The organism is Streptomyces sp. HSG2, from assembly GCF_016598575.1.
Taxonomy (GTDB): Bacteria; Actinomycetota; Actinomycetes; order Streptomycetales; family Streptomycetaceae; genus Streptomyces.
The window spans coordinates 2,475,713-2,491,621 of sequence record NZ_CP066801.1 but is presented as its reverse complement, the minus strand read 5'-3'; the positions used below and the strand labels follow the sequence as shown (position 1 = coordinate 2,491,621).

The 15,909-nt window shown below is 71.6% G+C and carries 13 protein-coding genes and 1 pseudogene; 10 read left to right on the top strand and 4 right to left on the bottom strand.

Features of this window, described 5'->3' with window-relative positions; all coding sequences use genetic code 11:
* Positions 1 to 196 precede the first annotated feature (196 nt).
* The 5 genes and pseudogenes from pdhA to JEK78_RS23315 all read left to right on the top strand — a co-directional run.
* The gene (gene pdhA, locus JEK78_RS10405; protein ID WP_200263797.1) at positions 197 to 1,384 is read left to right on the top strand and encodes a pyruvate dehydrogenase (acetyl-transferring) E1 component subunit alpha; all 1,188 of its coding nucleotides are present in this window, start codon (positions 197 to 199) and stop codon (positions 1,382 to 1,384) included.
* Positions 1,385 to 1,386: 2 nt separating this feature from the next.
* Positions 1,387 to 2,367, top strand: coding sequence for an alpha-ketoacid dehydrogenase subunit beta (locus JEK78_RS10400; RefSeq protein WP_200263796.1), 981 nt, complete (start codon positions 1,387 to 1,389; stop codon positions 2,365 to 2,367).
* 9 nt (positions 2,368 to 2,376) lie between these two features.
* On the top strand, positions 2,377 to 3,798 hold the full coding sequence (locus JEK78_RS10395) for a dihydrolipoamide acetyltransferase family protein (RefSeq protein ID WP_200263795.1): 1,422 nt from the start codon (positions 2,377 to 2,379) through the stop codon (positions 3,796 to 3,798).
* Between the two features lie 112 nt (positions 3,799 to 3,910).
* Positions 3,911 to 4,561, top strand: coding sequence for a GntR family transcriptional regulator (locus JEK78_RS10390; protein WP_200263794.1), 651 nt, complete (start codon positions 3,911 to 3,913; stop codon positions 4,559 to 4,561).
* Positions 4,562 to 4,724: 163 nt separating this feature from the next.
* Positions 4,725 to 4,866 (top strand): annotated as a pseudogene (locus JEK78_RS23315) (MFS transporter); the annotation flags it as partial.
* A 207-nt stretch (positions 4,867 to 5,073) separates the two neighbouring features.
* Here JEK78_RS23315 and JEK78_RS10385 read toward each other — a convergent pair.
* Positions 5,074 to 5,898 (bottom strand): maleylpyruvate isomerase family mycothiol-dependent enzyme, encoded by an 825-nt coding sequence (locus tag JEK78_RS10385; RefSeq protein WP_200263793.1) that lies wholly within the window; start codon positions 5,896 to 5,898, stop codon positions 5,074 to 5,076.
* Positions 5,899 to 6,092: 194 nt separating this feature from the next.
* Between JEK78_RS10385 and JEK78_RS10380 the strand changes: the two genes are divergently transcribed.
* The gene (locus tag JEK78_RS10380; protein WP_200263792.1) at positions 6,093 to 6,911 is read left to right on the top strand and encodes a carbon-nitrogen family hydrolase; all 819 of its coding nucleotides are present in this window, start codon (positions 6,093 to 6,095) and stop codon (positions 6,909 to 6,911) included.
* 118 nt (positions 6,912 to 7,029) lie between these two features.
* The gene (locus tag JEK78_RS10375) at positions 7,030 to 7,461 is read left to right on the top strand and encodes a cupin domain-containing protein (RefSeq protein WP_200263791.1); all 432 of its coding nucleotides are present in this window, start codon (positions 7,030 to 7,032) and stop codon (positions 7,459 to 7,461) included.
* Between the two features lie 109 nt (positions 7,462 to 7,570).
* Here JEK78_RS10375 and JEK78_RS10370 read toward each other — a convergent pair whose 3' ends face one another.
* Complete coding sequence (locus JEK78_RS10370) at positions 7,571 to 8,860, bottom strand: M18 family aminopeptidase (RefSeq protein ID WP_200263790.1); 1,290 nt, start codon at positions 8,858 to 8,860, stop codon at positions 7,571 to 7,573.
* A 98-nt stretch (positions 8,861 to 8,958) separates the two neighbouring features.
* Entirely contained in the window at positions 8,959 to 10,785 is a 1,827-nt protein-coding gene (locus JEK78_RS10365) for an acyl-CoA dehydrogenase (protein ID WP_200264096.1), read from the bottom strand.
* 299 nt (positions 10,786 to 11,084) lie between these two features.
* Here JEK78_RS10365 and JEK78_RS10360 point away from each other — a divergent pair, with 299 nt between their 5' ends.
* From JEK78_RS10360 to JEK78_RS10350, 3 genes are all read left to right on the top strand, one after another.
* Entirely contained in the window at positions 11,085 to 11,549 is a 465-nt protein-coding gene (locus JEK78_RS10360; RefSeq protein WP_200263789.1) for an SseB family protein, read from the top strand.
* 123 nt (positions 11,550 to 11,672) lie between these two features.
* Positions 11,673 to 12,644 carry a pirin family protein gene (locus JEK78_RS10355; RefSeq protein WP_200263788.1) on the top strand — a complete coding sequence of 324 codons (972 nt, stop codon included), beginning with the start codon at positions 11,673 to 11,675 and terminating at the stop codon, positions 12,642 to 12,644.
* A 65-nt stretch (positions 12,645 to 12,709) separates the two neighbouring features.
* Positions 12,710 to 13,831, top strand: a complete 1,122-nt coding sequence (locus tag JEK78_RS10350; protein ID WP_200263787.1) for an AI-2E family transporter — start codon at positions 12,710 to 12,712, stop codon at positions 13,829 to 13,831.
* On the opposite strand, the gene JEK78_RS10345 is transcribed toward JEK78_RS10350, so the two are convergent.
* Entirely contained in the window at positions 13,726 to 15,909 is a 2,184-nt protein-coding gene (locus JEK78_RS10345; protein ID WP_200263786.1) for a SpoIIE family protein phosphatase, read from the bottom strand. The two genes, JEK78_RS10350 and JEK78_RS10345, sit on opposite strands and share 106 nt — an antisense overlap.

The window sequence follows — 15,909 nt, the reverse complement described above, 5'->3', positions numbered from 1 at the left end:
AAGGAAAAACGCAGGTCAGGAATGGTTTCGCAGACATGTGGAGCACTGGGTAACGTGCATGGTGCAGGGTGCTCGCCGGGGCACTTGTCCGCCTGTTCCCCGACCGAGCCGCACCCACCCCGTGTGTCCGCCGGAAGACAGGTGAGCCGCACTGGCATCCGGCGAACCCGGGGGCCGGACCGACGGAGGAGCACACGTGACCGTGGAGAGCACTGCCGCGCGCAAGCCGCGACGCAGCGCCGGGAGCAAGGCCGGCACCACTACCGGCACCAAGCGCGCCACCCGCAAGAGCGCCCCGCGAGGCGAGGGCGAGCCGATCCAACTGCTGACGCCCGAGGGAAAGCGCGTCAAGAACGCCGAGTACGACACGTACGTCGAGGACGTCACCCCAGAGGATCTGCGCGGCCTCTATCGCGACATGGTGCTCACTCGACGCTTCGATGCCGAGGCGACGTCGCTGCAACGGCAGGGCGAGCTGGGGCTGTGGGCCTCCCTGCTCGGCCAGGAGGCGGCCCAGATCGGTTCGGGTCGTGCCACGCGTGAGGACGACCACGTCTTCCCCACCTACCGCGAGCACGGTGTCGCCTGGTGCCGCGGGGTGGACCCGGCCAAGCTCCTCGGCATGTTCCGCGGGGTGAACAACGGCGGTTGGGACCCCAACGGCAACAACTTCCAGCTGTACACGATCGTCATCGGGTCCCAGACCCTTCACGCCACGGGCTACGCGATGGGCGTGGCCATGGACGGCGCCGACTCGGCCGTCATCGCGTACTTCGGCGACGGGGCCTCCAGCCAGGGCGACGTCAGCGAGGCGTTCAACTTCGCGGCGGTCTACAACGCCCCGGTGGTGTTCTTCTGTCAGAACAACCAGTGGGCGATCTCCGAGTCGAACGAGAAGCAGACCAGGGTGCCGCTCTATCAGCGCGCGCAGGGGTTCGGTTTCCCCGGCGTGCGTGTGGACGGCAACGACGTCCTGGCCACGCTCGCGGTCAGCCGTTGGGCCTTGGAGCGGGCCCGGCACGGTGACGGTCCGTCGCTGATCGAGGCATACACCTACCGCATGGGCGCCCACACCACGTCGGACGACCCCTCCCGCTACCGTCACGACGACGAGCGGGCGGCCTGGGAGGCCAAGGACCCGATCCTCCGCCTGCGCCGGCATCTGGAGGCCACGCACCACGCGGACGACGCGTTCTTCGAGGAACTGGAGTCCGAGAGCGAGGCGTTGGGCAAACGGGTGCGCGAGGCGGTTCGTTCCATGCCGGACCCGGACCGGCACGCCATCTTCGAGAACGTGTACGCGGACGGGCACGCGCTCGTCGACGAGGAGCGGGCCCAGTTCGCCGCCTACCAGGCGTCGTTCGCGGACGCGGAAGGGGTCTGATCATGGCCGTGGAGAAGATGGCTCTCGCCAAGGCGATCAACGAGTCGCTCCGGCACGCCCTGGAGGCCGACCCCAAGGTCCTGATCATGGGGGAGGACGTGGGCAAGCTGGGCGGCGTCTTCCGTGTGACGGACGGGCTGCAGAAGGACTTCGGCGAGAGTCGCGTCATCGACACCCCGCTCGCCGAGTCCGGCATCGTGGGCACCGCGATCGGGCTGGCCCTGCGGGGCTACCGCCCCGTCGTGGAGATCCAGTTCGACGGGTTCGTCTTTCCCGCCTACGACCAGATCGTCACCCAACTGGCGAAGATGCACGCCCGTGCGCTGGGCACGGTCCGGATGCCGATCGTCATCCGCATCCCCTATGGCGGCGGGATCGGCGCGGTGGAGCACCACTCGGAGTCCCCCGAGGCGCTCTTCGCCCATGTGGCGGGCCTCAAGGTGGTCAGTCCCTCCAACGCGTCCGACGCGTATTGGATGATGCGCCAGGCCGTGCGGAGCGACGACCCGGTGATCTTCTTCGAGCCCAAACGACGGTACTGGGACAAGGCCGACGTCGACACCGAGGCGGTCCCCGGCCCCCTGCACAAGGCCGACGTCGTCCGGGAGGGCTCCGATCTCACCCTGGCCGCCTACGGTCCGATGGTGAAGCTGTGTCAGGAGGTGGCCGCTGCGGCCGGGGAGGAGGGGCGCTCGCTGGAGGTGCTCGACCTGCGCTCCATCTCCCCGATCGACTTCGACACGGTCCAGGCGTCCGTGGAGAAGACCGGCCGGTTGGTCGTGGTGCACGAGGCCCCCGTCTTCTTCGGCTCCGGGGCGGAGATCGCCGCTCGGATCACCGAGCGCTGCTTCTATCACCTGGAGGCCCCGGTGCTGCGGGTGGGCGGCTACCACGCCCCCTATCCCCCGGCGCGCCTGGAGGAGGAGTACCTGCCCGACCTGGATCGGGTGTTGGACGCCGTCGATCGCTCGCTGGCGTACTGAGGAGAGGGCGTGACGACGATGACGCGAGGGAACGTGCGCGAGTTCAGGATGCCCGACGTGGGCGAGGGGCTCACCGAGGCGGAGATCCTCAAGTGGTATGTCCGACCGGGTGACACCGTCACCGACGGTCAGGCGGTCTGCGAGGTCGAGACGGCCAAGGCCGCCGTCGAACTGCCCATCCCCTTCGACGGCGTGGTCGGTGAGCTGCGGTTCCCGGAGGGCACCACGGTGGACGTCGGCACGGTGATCATCACCGTGGAGGTGGCGGGCGACGCCCCGGCACCCGAGCCCGAGGCGGAGATCCCCGCCGCGTCCCCGACGGAGGGCGAGACGACCGAGCCGCGGGCTCGTCAGCCGGTCCTGGTCGGGTACGGGGTGTCCACGTCCTCGACCCGGCGCCGCCCCCGCAAGGGCCCCCAGGTCGCCGCTGCCCCGCCGCCCTCCACCACGAGCGGGGCGAACGGCCGAGGTCCCGTCCCTCTCCCGGCCTCCGAGGCCCCGGGCGTCCCGGCGACGCCGGCTCCCGGCCGGCCGCTGGCCAAGCCTCCGGTGCGGAAACTGGCGAAGGATCTGGGCGTCGACCTGACGACCGTCACCCCCACCGGTCCGGACGGAGTGATCACTCGGGAGGACGTGCACGCCGCGGCGGCACCCGTCCGACCGGAGGAGAGTCCGGTCCCGGAGACCGAGGTCGTGACAACCGTCGCCGGCGCGTCCGGCACGGGCGGGGAGCGCGAGACCCGGGTCCCCGTCAAGGGCGTGCGCAAGGCCACGGCGGCGGCCATGGTCGGTTCGGCCTTCACCGCTCCGCACGTCACCGAGTTCGTCACGGTCGACGTGACCCGGACCATGCGGTTGGTCGAGGAACTCAAGCGGGACGGGGAGTTCGCGGGCCTCCGGGTGAACCCGTTGCTGCTGATCGCCAAGGCGCTGCTGGTGGCGATCAGGCGCAACCCCGAGGTGAACGCCTCTTGGGACGAGGCCGCCCAGGAGATCGTGGTCAAGCACTACGTCAACCTGGGCATCGCCGCGGCGACCCCGCGCGGGCTGATCGTCCCCAACGTCAAGGACGCCCACGCGCAGACGCTCCCGGAACTCGCCCGTTCCCTGGGAGACCTGGTCTCCACGGCGCGCGAGGGCAGGACCTCTCCCGCGGCCATGCGGGGCGGCACCGTGACGATCACCAATGTCGGTGTCTTCGGCGTGGACACCGGCACCCCCATCCTGAACCCGGGAGAGTCGGCCATCCTGGCCGTCGGCGCGATCAAGCCGCAACCCTGGGTCCACAAGGGCAAGGTGAAGCCACGTCAGGTCACCACCCTGGCGCTGAGCTTCGACCATCGCCTGGTCGACGGCGAACTGGGCTCGAAGGTGCTCGCCGACGTGGCGGCGATCCTGGAACGCCCCAAGCGGCTCGTCACCTGGGTGTGAGGCGCCGGTGGCGGGTCGGTCCCTCGGGGCGGGCCCGCCGGCGGGGCGCGGGGTGGTGTCCGCATTCCGCACGGGGGCTGTCACGCCTCACTGTTGTATCTATGCTGTCGGCATGTCTGCGCCCCTCAAGCCACCGGCCGCCTCCGAGCGCGTCTACCACCATCTCAAACAGGGCGTCCTGGAACGCGACTACGAGGGTGGGACCCTTCTCACCGAGGGCGAGTTGGCCGAGGCGCTCGGGGTCTCGCGCACCCCGGTGCGCGAGGCGCTGCTCCGGCTGGAGGTCGAGGGCCTGGTCCGGCTCTACCCCAAGAAGGGCGCCTTGGTCCTGTCGGTCTCGGCGCAGGAAATCGCCGACGTGGTGGAGACCAGACTGCTGGTGGAGGAGCACGCGGCCAGGAAGGCCGTGCCCGCGCCCGAGGGGCTGGTCGAACGGTTGGAGGAGTTGCTCGCCCGGCAGCACCGACAGGCCGCCGAAGGTGACCTCGCGGGGGCGGCGGTCACCGACCGCTGCTTCCACGCCGAGATCGTGCGCAGCGGCGGCAACGACATTCTCTCCCGGCTCTACGACCAGCTGAGAGACCGGCAGTTGCGGATGGGTGTCGCCGTGATGCACTCGCATCCGGACCGGATCGCCAAGTCCGCGGGCGAACACGGGCAGATCCTCGCGGCGCTCCGCGCCGGCGAGGCCGACCGCGCGGTGGAGCTGGTCCGACGGCACATCGGCTGGTTCTCGCACCTGGCCCGGGGCGAGGTGCGGTGAGCGGAGGGCGGCGGCCCCCGGGGGGCCCGGTTGGCGCACGGGCGCGCCGTCGCCGTGCGGGGCGTGGGCGTGGGCGTCCGTGCGTACTTCGTCGCCGTCGTCTTCCGCTCCTCGCTCGGCGTGGCCGGCCTCCGTTCTCGCACCTGGCCCGGGGCGAGGTGCGGTGAGCGGAGGGCGGCGGCCCCCGGGGGGCCCGGTTGGCGCACGGGCGCGCCGTCGCCGTGCGGGGCGTGGGCGTGGGCGTCCGTGCGTACTTCGTCGCCGTCGTCTTCCGCTCCTCGCTCGGCGTGGCCGGCCTCGACGCCGTCGGCGGGTTCGGGGTCGAGGTCTCGGCCCTTCCGCCTTCTCCTCGGTCTTCGTCCTCCAGACGCTCGGGGTGTCGCGGACCCCGCGTCCGCGCGGACGGGGGCGCCCGGGGAGGACGACGCCACCCCCAACGGGCGGTTCCGCGCTCGCCCCCGGAGTCTCCGACGGCCCGGGCGCCGACCCGAGGCCGCGGGCTCGCGGGGACGTCAGGGGGTGACGGCGAGATTGCGGAGGATGGCCGTGGCCAGGGCCGGGTCCCCCTCGGTCTTGATCCGTCCGGCCACCGCCTCCGGTGTCACCCGGCCGCAGGCGAGGCGGAAGAACGTCTCCCAGTCGAGGGCGAGACCGACGGCGGGCCCCAGCGCGGGAGCGGTCTCCAGGGTTCCGCGCCCGCGGATGTCCACCCGGACCGTCCGCAGGAACTCGACCGGTCCGTGCACGTCGAAGACGACGGCGGAACTCCGGGGCGCCCGCGCCTTCTCGGCGACGACCCGGGGCAGCGCGGTCAGCAACACCTCACGGGCGACGAGGGCGCCGGGCGAGCCCAGGCCGCCGGGGCGCCCCAGCGCGGCCCGCAGGTCCTGCTCGTGCGTCCAGACGTCGAAGGCGTGCAGCCGCATCGTCTCCTCCAACGTCCGCTCCACACCGAGCGGTCCTCGCACCGGGGTCTCCGGGGCGCGGGATTCGTTGCGCAGCTGGCGATCGCGGCGGATGATCGTGTACTCCAACTCGGCCGTCATCTCCGGCGCGGTGTGGTGCCTGCGGACGTCGACCTGCATCTCCATGTAGCGCTGAAGGTCGTTGGTGACGTGGAACAGGTCGCGGGGAAGCGCGTGGATGGGGCGCGGGTCGCCCAGCATCTCGCAATCCCGGCCGATGACGTGCGAGACGACGTCCCGCACGGACCACGCCGGGCAAGGTGTCCTGCGGTTCCAATCCCCCTCGGCCAGCGGTGTGACCAGCTCTGATATCGCCCTGATCGAGTGAGTCCAGGCGTCGGCGTAGGGCTGGAGGGTGGGATGCAGACTCACGGAACGGGACCCCTCGGCGGTCGGTACACGGGCGGGTGGCGGCGTCGATGCCAGTGGAAGGCGGCTGCGGTCGGCGGGTGTCTTGGGACGCTAAGTTACGCTGCTGTGCGGTACCCCGGCAGCGCTTTCGTCCACGATCGTAGGCCCGCCGGGACCTCCCACGTCGACGGCCCGGGGGCCAGAACGGTGGCAATGTGCGCGTCTCGTTGATCCAGATGTCCGTGAACGAGGGGGAGACGACCGCGGCCCGCAGGGCCCGTGCCGCCGCGCTCGTGCGGGAGCGGTCCGGCGTCGCGGACCTGGTCGTCCTCCCCGAGTTGTGGACGACGGGAGCGTTCGCCTACGAGGAGTTCGACACCGAGGCCGAGGAGCCGACAGGGCCGACCGGTCAGGCGATGGCGGAGGCGGCACGCGCGGCCGGGGTGTGGCTGCACGCCGGATCGATTCCCGAGCGAGTGCCCTCGACCCACGAACCCGCGCCGGGCGAACGTCGGTTGTACAACACCTCTCTGGTCTTCTCCCCCGACGGTGATCTCGTCGCCACCTACCGGAAGATCCATCGGTTCGGTTTCGACCGGGGCGAGGCCCTCCTCATGGGCGCCGGGGAAGATCTGGTGACGACGCGTCTGCCGGAGACGACGCTGGGCCTGGCCACCTGCTACGACCTCCGCTTTCCCGAACTCTTTCGAGGCCTGGTCGCCGAGGGGGCGGAGACGCTCGTGGTCTCGGCCGGCTGGCCGGAGCGTCGCCGCGCCCACTGGACGCTGCTGGCCCGGGCACGGGCGGTGGAGAACCAGGCGTACGTGCTGGCGTGCGGCACGGCCGGGACGCACGCCGGGGTTCCGCAGGCAGGCCACTCCCTCGTGGTCGATCCGTGGGGCGAGGTCGTCGCCGAGGCGGGCCCCGGGGAGCAGGTCCTCACGGCCGAGGTGGACCCCGCGCGGGTGGCCGAGACCAGGGAGGCCTTCCCGGTACTACGGGACCGTGTGCTGCGGGTGAGGCCCGGCGGCTGAGCCGGGCCCGGGCCTCGGGCCTCGCGGGGGTCGGCGGCCTGGCCCGCGCCGGCCCGACTTCGCCCCGGCGCAACGGACGAGTGAGGGGCGGGGTTCGACGAGCGGTGCGGTCGACGGAGTGAGCCGGCGGGCGGACGGGACGGGTGGGTATCCCGTCTCCCTCGCCTCTGCCTTCGCCTCCTTCGACGAGCGGTGGAGCCCACGAGTCGTCAGCGCCGTCAACGACTACGACGTGCGCATCGCCAAGGTGGAGGGCGAGCACGTGTGGCACGCCCACGACGACACCGACGAGTTCTTCCTGGTCCTCTCCGACGAACTTCGCATCGATTCGCGCGAAGCGGCCGGGGAGCGGGCCGTCTCCCTGCCCGCCGGATCGGTCTTCACCGTCCCACGTGGGGTCGAGCACCGCCCCGGCGCGGCGGTCCCGACCGAGATCCCGCTCTTCGAGCCGGTGGGAACGCTCAGCGTCGGCGACCGGCACGAGGAGGTGCCCGACCACGTGGACGCGACCGCCGGTCACGCGCTGAACCCGTCCCCACCGGGCAACTGACCGGGGCCGGTCGTCCGCACCCGCCTGGGTACGCCGGAGGTCGCGGAAGCCCCGGCCGCGACCCGGCCCGCCCGGCCCCGCCGGGTTCCGGTCTCGGCCGTTTCGGGGGTCAGCTCTCCAGGAAGGCCGTGAGCGAGGCCGCCAGCGATCCCGGGTCGTCGGCGCCGCACAACTCGCGGGCGCTGTGCATCGACAGGATGGCCACGCCCACGTCCACGGTCCGGATCCCGTGCCGGGCGGCCGTGATCGGACCGATGGTGGTGCCGCAGGGCATGGAGTTGTTGGAGACGAAGGACTGGAAGGGGACGCCCGCTCTCTCGCACGCCGAGGCCCACACGGCCCGCCCGGCGCCGTCGGTGGCGTAGCGGTTGTTGACGTTGACCTTGAGGATCGGGCCGCCGTTGACCCGGGGATGGTGCGTGGGATCGTGCCGCTCGGGGTAGTTGGGGTGGACGGCGTGTCCGGTGTCGGAGGAGAGACAGACCGTGCCCGCGAAGGCGCGCGCCCGGTCCTCGTACGAACCGCCGCGGGCGAACACCGACCGTTCGAGGACGCTGCCGAGGAGCGGCCCGTCGGCGCCGGTGTCCGACTGGGAGCCGTTCTCCTCGTGGTCGAAGGCCGCGAGGACGGGGATGTGCGCGGGCCCTCGTGCGGCTGTGACGAGCGCGGCGGTCCCGGCGTGCACGGACAGCAGGTTGTCCATGCGCGGGCCCGCGACGAGGTCGCCGTCCCGGCCCAGGTAGGCCGGGCGTTCCAGTGCGTGGACCATCAGGTCCCAGCCGGTGGTCTCACCGGCCGGAATTCCCGCCTCCGCTTCGAGGAAGGCGATGAGGTCCCCGTCGCGGACATGGTCGCCCACGCCCCAGACGGGCTGGAGGTGGCGTTGCTTGTCGAGCTTGAGGCCCTCCGAGGAGACCGCGCGGTCCAGGTGGATGGCGAGTTGGGGGATGCGGAGCAGCGGGCGGTCGACGTTGACCAGACGGGTGGAGCCGTCGCGCAGGCTCAGTCGGCCGGCCAGGCCGAGGTCCCGGTCGAGCCAGGAGTTGAGCAGGGGGCCGCCGTACACCTCCACGGCGACCTGCCGCCAGCCGTGCGCTCCGCTGTCCGGGCGGGGCTTGACGCGCAGGTTGGGCGAGTCGGTGTGGGCGCCCACGATCCGGAACGGGGTGTGCGGCTCGGCACCCTCGGGCACGTACCAGGCGACGATCGCCCCGCCCCGCACCACGTATCGGCCGCCGCTCGCGCCGTCCCATGGGTCTGTCTCGGCGACCTGGCGGAATCCGGCCTCCGCCAACCGATCGGCGACGTTCGCCACGGCGTGGTAGGGAGTGGGGCCGGCCGCGAGGAAGGACATCAGGTCGTTGGTGTGGCCGCGGTCGAAGCGGGCGGGTTCGCTCATGGGTTCACCCTAGCTACGCGGGAGGGCCCGCTTCCCCTCCCCGGGAGCGGGCCCTCGTCGGTGGACGGCGCGAGGTCGATCGGCTGACGATCAGCCGATCAGAAGGCCGCCTCGTCCAGTTCCATCAGGTCCAGGGCGACGCCCTCGGCCATCTCGCGGGCGAGCGCGACGCCCGGCAGGACGGTGGTGGCGAAGAACCGCGCCGCGGCGATCTTGCCGGTGTAGAAGGCCTGGTCCTTGCCGGCGGCCGTGGGGAGCTTCTCGACGGCGACGGCCGCGCCCTTGAGCAGCAGGTATCCGACGATCACGTCACCGGAGGCCATCAGCAGGCGGGTGGTGTTGAGCCCCACCTTGTAGATGTTCTTCGCGTCCTGCTCTGTGGCGGCGAGATCGGTGAGCATGAGGCCGACCAGGGACTCCAGCTCGGTGGCGGCCCGGGCGAGCTGCTCGCGGGCCTCGGCCAGCTCCTCGCCGCCGGTGCCGAGGGCGAGGAACTCCTTGATGTCGCCCGCGAGCGAGTTGAGGGCGGAGCCCTGGTTTCGGACGATCTTCCGGAAGAAGTAGTCCTGGCCCTGGATGGCCGTGGTGCCCTCGTACAGGGTGTCGATCTTGGAGTCCCGAATGTACTGCTCGATCGGGTACTCCTGCAGGAAGCCCGAACCGCCGAAGGTCTGGAGGGACTGGGCGAGCTGCTCGTAGCCCTTCTCCGAGCCGTAGCCCTTGACCACCGGGAGGAGCAGGTCGTTCAGGGCGTGCTCGGCCTTCGCGTCCTCCCCCGCGGCCTCCTTGGCCGCGATCGAGTCCTGCACCGAGGCCGTGTACAGCACGAGCGCCCGCATGCCCTCCGCGTACGCCTTCTGCGTCATCAGGGAGCGACGGACATCGGGGTGGTGGGTGATGGTGACCTTGGGGGCGGTCTTGTCCATGAACTGCGCCAGGTCCGGGCCTTGCACCCGCTCCTTGGCGTACTCCAGGGCGTTGAGGTAGCCCGTCGAGAGCGTGGAGATCGCCTTCGTGCCGACCATCATCCGGGCGAACTCGATGATCCGGAACATCTGGCGGATTCCGTCGTGGCGGTCGCCGATCAGCCAGCCCTTGGCCGGGTGGCGGTCCCCGAAGGTCATCTCGCAGGTGTTGGAGGCCTTCAGGCCCATCTTGTGCTCGACGTTGGTCGCGTAGACGCCGTTGCGCTCGCCCAGCTCGCCGGTCTCGAAGTCGAACAGGAACTTCGGGACGAGGAAGAGGGACAGGCCCTTGGTGCCCGGGCCGGCGCCCTCGGGGCGGGCGAGTACGTAGTGGATGATGTTCTCGGACATGTCGTGCTCACCCGAGGTGATGAAGCGCTTCACGCCCTCGATGTGCCAGGAGCCGTCCTCCTGTCGCACCGCCTTGCTGCGCCCGGCGCCCACGTCGGAGCCGGCGTCCGGCTCGGTGAGCACCATGGTGGAGCCCCACTGCTTCTCGACCGCGATCTCGGCGATCTTCTTCTGGACGTCGTTGCCCTCCTGGTGGAGGATCCCGGCGAAGGCGGGGCCGGAGGAGTACATCCACACGGCCGGGTTGGCGCCGAGGATCAGTTCCGCGTAGGACCAGATCAGCGAGGGCGGGGCGGTGGTGCCGCCGATGGCCTCCGGGAGGCCGAGACGCCAGTACTCGGAGTCCATGAAGGCCTGGTAGCTCTTCTTGAAGGATTCCGGGACCGGGGCGGTGCCGGTCTCCGGGTCGAAGACCGGCGGGTTGCGGTCCGCGTCGGCGAAGGACTCGGCCAGCTCGTTCTCCGAGAGGCGGGTCATCTCCTCCAGGATGCTCTTGGCCGTGTCCACGTCCATCTCGGCGAACGGGCCGGTGCCGTACAGCTTGTCGCGGCCGAGCACCTCGAAGAGGTTGAACTCGATGTCGCGGAGATTCGACTTGTAGTGCCCCATGGCGACGGCTCCGTTGAGAGATCGGCGAGGCACTGACTCCTCGCGCCTGCTTCGCGTACCAACCAGTAACTGTGATGATGCTACCCGTCGGTAATAAGAAGCAACCCCTCTCCGGCAGGTGTGACAGGCCCCACCGGCCCGCGGGCCGTCGGGTGCTCCCCGCCGTCCCCGCGCCCCGCCGTCGTCGCCGCCGGCCGACGCGCCCCGGTGGGCGGTTCGCGACGGAAGTGCCCTTTCCGGTTTGGCGGATGAGCCCGGGGCGCCCCCGGTCGGGGGTGGTCGCTCGGTACGCTTGCGCCATGTACGGCTACGACCAGACCGCGGGCCCCCAGGGGCAGTACGCCCCGCCGCAGCAGCCGATGTCCGGCGGGTACGGGCAGCCGTCGCCCGCCTACCCGGAACCCTCCCCGCCGTCGCTCGCGGACGCGGTGCGGGCCTTCACCACCGGCCAGCTGGTCGCCGAGGACTTCCAGCAGATCTTCGCCACGTCGAAGGTCTACTGCCCTCGTGGCGAGAATCCGGGCTTCCTCGCGCTGCACAACACGCAGCAGCCGGTGATCCCGATGTTCACCTCGCTCAAGGAACTGCGTCGCTACGCGGGCAAGGAGTCCAAGTACTTCGTGATCACCGGCGCCGAGGTGATCGACCTGCTGCCGACCGGCTACGGCTTCGTGTTGGACATGGAGGGCGAGCACCGGATGGTGTTCGACGCGAAGGCGGTCGAGGAGATGGTCGAGTTCGCGATGCGGCGCATGTACGGCTGAGGGGGCGGCGCGCCGCTCGCGCGCCGACGGTCGAGGATCGGGCGGGAATGTCCTCGCGGGTAGCGGCGTTGCCATCGAGTGAAGGTTTAAGGCTCAACTAAATCTCGATCGCGGAGGTCCGACATGCCTGCGGTGACCGTCGACAACCCCCTGAGTCTGCCGCGCGTGGCCGCGCCGGTCGACGCCCGTGCCCGCGAGGTTCTGGCCGTGACCACCGCGCCGAGCGGGTTCGAAGGGGAGGGGTTCCCCGTCCGCCGTGCCTTCGCCGGCATCGCCCACCGGCACCTCGACCCGCTGATCATGATGGATCAGATGGGCGAGGTGGACTACCGCCCCGGGGAGCCCCGGGGGACTCCGTGGCACCCGCACCGCGGCTTCGAGACCGTCACCTACATGATCGACGGAACCTTGGACCACCAGGACAGCCAGGGAGGCGGCGGCACCATCACCGACGGGGACACACAGTGGATGACCGCCGGATCGGGCCTGCTGCACATCGAGGCTCCCCCCGAGCCCCTGGTGGTCTCCGGTGGTCTCTTCCACGGGCTGCAACTGTGGGTGAACCTCCCCGCCCGGGACAAGATGACCACCCCCCGCTACCAGGACATCCGCGGGCGGAGCGTGCCGCTGCTCACCTCGCCGGACGGCGGCGCCCTCCTCCGACTCATCGCCGGGGAGCTCGACGGGCACTCCGGACCCGGCGTCACCCACACCCCCATCACCATGATCCATGCGACGCTGGCCCCGGGCGCCGAGGTGACGTTGCCCTGGCCGAGCGCCTTCAACGGGTTGGCCTACGTCCTGGCGGGCCACGGCGGCGCGGGCGAGGACCACCGTCCGATCCGGCGGGGACAGACCGCGGTGTACGGCCCGGGCGCCTCGTTGACCGTGAGCGCGGCCAGACGGCAGGACACCCGCGACACCGACCTGGACGTCGTCCTCCTGGGTGGGCGACCGCTCGGAGAGCCGGTCGCCCACTACGGCCCGTTCGTCATGAACACCCGTGAGGAACTGCGACAGGCTCTCGACGACTTCCGCGGCGGACGCCTGGGGACGGTCCCGGTCGCGCACCGCTCGTCCGCCCCCGGGGGCTGACGCCACGTCACTCGGGTGGGGCGCTCCGGCGCGCCCGGCCGGGACACGCGTGGTCGGGTGGAGGGGTGCAGCTGCTCCCCGAACCGGTGCGCCGCTTCGCCGCCTGGTGTGTCGTCGTCCTGCTCGCCAGCGGTGTCGGATACGTGGCGATCCGGCTCTGTGTCGAACTGCGCACCGCCGTCACGCCGGTGCTCTTGGCCCTGCTGGGCACGGCGCTGCTGCGCCCGCTGCACCGGAGGCTGGTCCGGGTGGGGGTGCCGCGGTCGCTGTCCGCCGGGATCACCTGCGTCGCGGTCGTCGCCGTCGTCGGTGGCGCCGTCTACCTGGTCACCGCCGCTCTCATCAACAGCGGGGATCAGATCGTCGAGTCGCTGCGGACCGCGGCCGAGGGAATCGCCGAACACTTCGGGGCCGCGGGTACCTCGCTCGACGACATCGCCTCGAACGCCGGCGAGCTGTTGCGCCGGTTCGGCGGCAGCGCCGCGTCCGGGGTAGTCAGCGGGGTGAGCGTCGTCGGCGAGACCCTGGCCATGGCCGTCCTCGCCCTGCTGCTGGTCTTCTTCTTCCAGCGCGACTCGGACCGGGCGGCCGGCACGGTGCGGGCGCTGGTGCCCAGGGGCGGAGGCGACATGGCCGAAGCGATGGCCCGACGCGCCTTCGGTGCCGTCGAGGGCTTCATGCGCGGCACCACCTTCATCGCGCTCATCGACGCCGTGTGCATCACCATCGGGCTGCTCTTGCTGCGAGTCCCCGGAGCCCTCGGGCTCGGGGCCTTGGTCTTCGTCGGCGCCTACATCCCCTATCTCGGGGCGTTCCTCTCCGGGGCCCTGGCGGTGCTGGTGGCGTTGGCGGACCGGGGGTTCGTCGTCGCTCTCTGGGCGCTCGGCGTCGTGGTGGCCGTGCAACTCCTGGAAGGACACGTGCTTCAGCCGGTGGTCCAGAGTCGGACGGTGCAGATGCATCCGGCTCTGGTCCTGCTCGCCCTCACAGCCGGGGCGTCCGTCGCCGGCATCCTGGGAATGCTGCTCGCCGTGCCGCTCACCGCCGCGGCCTTCGGGATCGTCCACGAACTCCGCAACCGCTACGCGGCACCCGACCCGGCACCAGACCCGAAGTCGGGGCCGTCCCCCGGCGCGGGGACGGGTGGTGACGCGGTCGGGCCGGAGCCCGGGCCGGAACCCTCGTAAAACTCGAACCAGACGCTCTTCCCCCGGCCGCGCGGCGACACGCCCCAGGTGTCGGCGAGCATCTCGATGAGCAGCAGGCCCCGCCCGGAGGAGGACATCTCGCCCGGTCGACGTCGGTGAGGGAGCGCGTCGGCGTCGTCCCTGACCTCGATTCGGATCCGGCGTTCGCCCGGCTCCCCGGTCACCTCTGCGACCAGGAGCGCGTCCGTGTCGGTGTGGAGCAGCACGTTGGTCAGCGTCTCGGAGAGGAGCAGCACGGCGGCGTCCCGCTGATCGTCGCTGGGCCAGTCGTGCAGGAGGTCCGTCAGGTGGGCACGTGCGGTGGCGACGCGCTCCGGCTCGGTCTGGGCCACCGAGAGTGTGGTCCGGCGCATCGACGTCCGCTCGGTCGTGTCCCGCGCCTCGTCCGCCGGCTGGTCCCGGCGGAGCAGCAGCAGCGCGCTGTCGTCCTCGCGTCGCTCGGCCAGCGGTCCGACGGTGCGATGCGAGGAGGGGCCGTGCACGGCGTCCACCAGGGCGTCCGCCAGATCCTCAAGATCCCCGGTGGCGTCTTCGAGAACGGGCCGTAGCCTGTCCCACCCGCTGAACAGGTCATGGCCGCCGGTCTCCACCAAGCCGTCCGTGCACAGCATCAGGGTGTCGCCCGGTTCGAGGGCCAGCCGGGTGAGGGGGAAGTCGTCGTCGGAGGCGATGCCCAGAGGCAGGCCGCCGGGTGTCGCCCGGATCATCGAGGTCCCGTCCGCCATCCGCACCACCGGGTCCAGATGCCCGGCTCGGGCGCTCTCCACGGTTCCGGTGGTCGGGTCGACCTCCGCGTAGAAGCAGGTGGCGAAACGTGGGTCGTCTTCGATGTCCGCCAGGTCCCGGAAGAAGCGGGAGGCGCGGGCGAGCACCGTGTCCGGCCGGTGCCCCTCGGCGGCGTAGGCGCGCAACGCGACACGCACCTGTCCCATGAGCCCGGCCGCTCGTCCGTCGTGTCCCTGGACATCCCCGATGACCAGGGCGAATCGGCCGAGCGGCAGAGGGATCACGTCGAACCAGTCGCCGCCCACCCCCAGGCCGCCGCCGGTGGGGACGTAGCGGGCGGCGACGGTCATGCCGGGGATCTCGGGCCCCGATGCCGGGAGCACGGAGCGCTGCAGGACCTCGGTGAAGTCGCGTCGGGTGTCGGCCGCGCCCGCTCGGGAGAGCGCCTGGGCCAGCATCCGGGCCACCGTGTTCAGCACCGATCGCTCGTCCGGGGTGAACGCGACCGGGCAGGAGAAGGAGGCCATCCAGGCGCCCGTCGGTCGACCGGCGACGCTCAGGGGGAGGAACGCCCAGGACCGCTGCCCGAAGGGCTCCACCAGCGGCCAAGCGTGAGGGTACCGGGCGCGGAAGTCCTCACCGGAGGACAGGTAGACCGCCCGTCCGGTGCGGATCACCTCGGCGGGCGGGCAGTCGGCGTCGCGCCCGACCCGGTCGAACGGGGTCCCCTCCGCGGACGGATGCCCGCGCTGGCCCACGACCGTCAGTCGCTCGCCGTCCGGCCGGAAGACGGCCAGACCGCTGGGCGAGAACCCCGGCATGGACAGCCCGGCCGCCACCCGGAGCACGTCCCGCGTCGACTCCGCCTGGGCCAAGGACAACCCCGCGTCCAGCAGGAACGCCTCCCGGGCCCGTCTCCGGTCGCCGGTCACGGCACGCCCCGCACGGATTCCGGGTTCCGGTTCCGCGACCTGCTGCACCGTCCCCGCCAGCCGGCGTGGCTCGGCGAGGGGATCGGGCCGTCCGCAACGCACACGGAGGACACGGACCGGATGGCCGAGGTCGTCCAGGACGCGTAGGCGGGACTCGGCCAGGGCGTTCTCCGCGGCGGCCAGTCGGATCACCTCGGCGAGCTCGTTCCAGTCGGCCGGGTGCAGCAGGGCACGCACCCGGCTCGGCGGGACCTCGGCCGCCCTGGCCGGCATGCCGAGCAGACGAGCGGACTCCGCGTCGAGGCGCAGACGGCCGTCCGTGGCGTCCCAGTGCCACACTCCGGTGTCGAGGAGTGCGAGAACGTCCTCGACCTCGGGCACGGGCTTACCTGGGCGCAT